This window comes from Clostridium phoceensis (assembly GCF_001244495.1).
Classification (GTDB): domain Bacteria; phylum Bacillota; class Clostridia; order Oscillospirales; family Oscillospiraceae; genus Lawsonibacter; species Lawsonibacter asaccharolyticus.
The window spans coordinates 1-2,417 of record NZ_LN866266.1 but is presented as its reverse complement, the minus strand read 5'-3'; the positions used below and the strand labels follow the sequence as shown (position 1 = coordinate 2,417).

General features: G+C 66.9%; 2 protein-coding genes. Both read right to left on the bottom strand.

Annotated elements, in window-relative coordinates; translation table 11 throughout:
• Window positions 1-132: 132 nt before the first annotated feature.
• The gene (locus tag BN1969_RS00020; protein ID WP_050622424.1) at window positions 133-744 is read right to left on the bottom strand and encodes a hypothetical protein; all 612 of its coding nucleotides are present in this window, start codon (window positions 742-744) and stop codon (window positions 133-135) included.
• Window positions 741-2,417 (bottom strand): M56 family metallopeptidase (locus BN1969_RS00015; RefSeq protein ID WP_147576922.1); only part of this gene is annotated, 1,677 nt, incomplete at its 5' end. The genes BN1969_RS00015 and BN1969_RS00020, both read right to left, overlap by 4 nt.

Genomic DNA, 2,417 nt, shown 5'->3' with positions numbered 1-2,417 from the left:
ACGCCTCCGCCTCCGCCGGGACCTCCGCCTCCGCCAGCGCCCCCGCCGCCAGCGGCAGCGCGCAGAACTGAGACCCTTCACAGCGTAGAAAAACCTCCGCCCTGCCCCCATGTGGGGGCAGGGCGGAGGTTTTTATATACCGGGGCCCTCCGGCAAAACGGGGCCTGCCCGCCGGAGAGCGGAGGAGAAGCGAAACAGGAGAACGGTGGTGCATAGGATCTGGACCACCAGCACCACCAGCAGGAACAGGGTCAGCGCGATGGAGAAGGAACTCAGGGGGCCGGAGCTGTCCACCCCCAGGTAAAACAGGACGGAGGCGGCGGTGGAGAGGACGGTGACCACCGTGCGGGCCCGGAGCAGGGCGGGGGAGAAGTCACGGCCCGTCTCTCCGGCGTGGCGGGCGGCGATGTCCGCCAGGTCTGTGAGGAACTGGAAGTGGAAATACAGGGTGGTGAGCTCCACCGCCAGCGCCAGCCAGCTCAGCAGCCAGGAGAACTGGGACAGGTCCCAGGCTGGGAGGAGGGAGGCATACTGTTTCAGCGCCCAGAGGCCCAGGGGGAAGGTGAGGGGGCCCAGGAGCCGCAGGTCTGGATGTTCCTCCTCCAGGGCGGTGACGGCCCGGCTCAGCAGATACCACCCCACCGCATTGGGGAGGAGGGAGAAGCGGTTAAGGTTGATGTCCAGATAGAGGAAGAAGTAGGCCCAGGCGGCGTACTGGACCCCGCGGATCAGTTTTGAGTTCAATCCAGATGCACCTCCCGCTCCAGTGGGATGGGGACCTCGTTCCCCTGGCTGTCCGTATAGGCGGCCTCCAGCCAGTCCGCCATGACGCAGTCCGCGGCGGGGATGCGGTTGGCATACCCCTTGCCGCGGCTGCCCCAGTACAGAACCCGGCTTTCCCCGGGGGCCAGCTCCACCTCCAGACCGGACACATCATAGCCGGTATAACAGCTGTTCTGGACTTGAGACAGCAGACCGAACACCGGGTCCTCCTGCTGGCCGTCCTCCGGGGCATCCGTTCCGGTCAGGACGGAGACCCCCTCGTCCCAGTACTGAGTGACGTCCAGGGTCATGGTTTTGGGCTGGTCGGTATGATTGGTGAGTCGAAGCACCATTCCGCCCACAACACTGGTAAACCGGGCATCCAGATCTGGGGCATCGGTATGGATCGAGCTGCCGAAGCCATTCAGATCCAGCTTTTTGACAGCAGAGCCCTCTATATAGGCGTCTTGGACCCGGAGCTCTGCCTCGGGCCATAGCTCCAATTCCACCCCATCCGCCTCTCCGTGCCAGGTGAAAACGGGGGGCTCCTGGCTGGGGAAGGGAAGGTTGTCGTAAGAAGTGAGCCGTATCTGTTCCCACTCAAAGGGGGAGGCCAGCCGGCCGGTTTGTACCGACAGGGGCGAGACCGTCCAGGTGCCGTCCTCCCGGCGCTGGAGGTGGAGGGTGTGGCGGCGGTAGCCGATGGAGCGCTCAGTGCCCTCCCGTGGCCCGCCCTCGTCCCGGAAGAAGTACATCTGGGTCCAGTACCCCCCCTCCCCATCATAGGAGAGTCCCCGGAAGATGGGGCCGGTGCGGTAGGACGCCGATCGGGGATCGGTCCCCGGGAGCACGCTCCAGCTCGCCCGGTCCGTCTGCCGCCACTCCTCCACCAGGTCGGGGAGCTGCTCCTGTGGGAGGGTCATGGCCTGGTAGGCGTAACAGTCCTGAACGTCGTGATACTGGGCGTAGATGCCCTTGCTGTATGCGTCCAGGGCGCCCCCTACGGTGGCGGGCCGGTGGGACAGGGCGTAGGAGAGACTGCCCACGGGGCCCAGCAGGCGGACAGCGCCGGGGAGGGGATCGGCGGCGGAGACCGGCAGGCCCACTACCAGGGAGAGGGTCAGCGTCACCACCATGCAGACGGAGACCAGTCCCATTCCCCGGGGAAAGGCCTTGAACCGGGTGATGGCCTGGATGCGTGCCTTGATGTTCTGTCCTCCGTTGGCCATGGTGGTGGCGCCGGGGAAGCGGCGCCGGCCGTCATCCGCCATGGACAGCAGGACCCGGCCGTAGTCCCGGCGGTCCTCCCCCTCCAGCCGCTCCAGCACCAGCTGGTCACAGCGCTGCTCCCGCTGGTTGTCGATGCGGTCAAAGATGCGCCACAGGAAGGGGTTGCACCAGTGGACGCACCGGAACAGGGCGGTGACCCACCCGGCGGCCACGTCCCGCTGTTTCAAATGGATCAGCTCGTGGAGGATCACCTTGCGGTCCGGGGCCCAGCCCATGGGGAGCACCAGCACCGGACGGACCACCCCCACCAGGAAGGGGGTAGAGGCTGCGCGGCTCTCCACCACCCGCCGGGGCATGGACAGACCGAAGCGCTCCGCCAGGGCGGCGACGGCCTCCAGCCGGGCTCCGGCCACCGGCACGGCCTC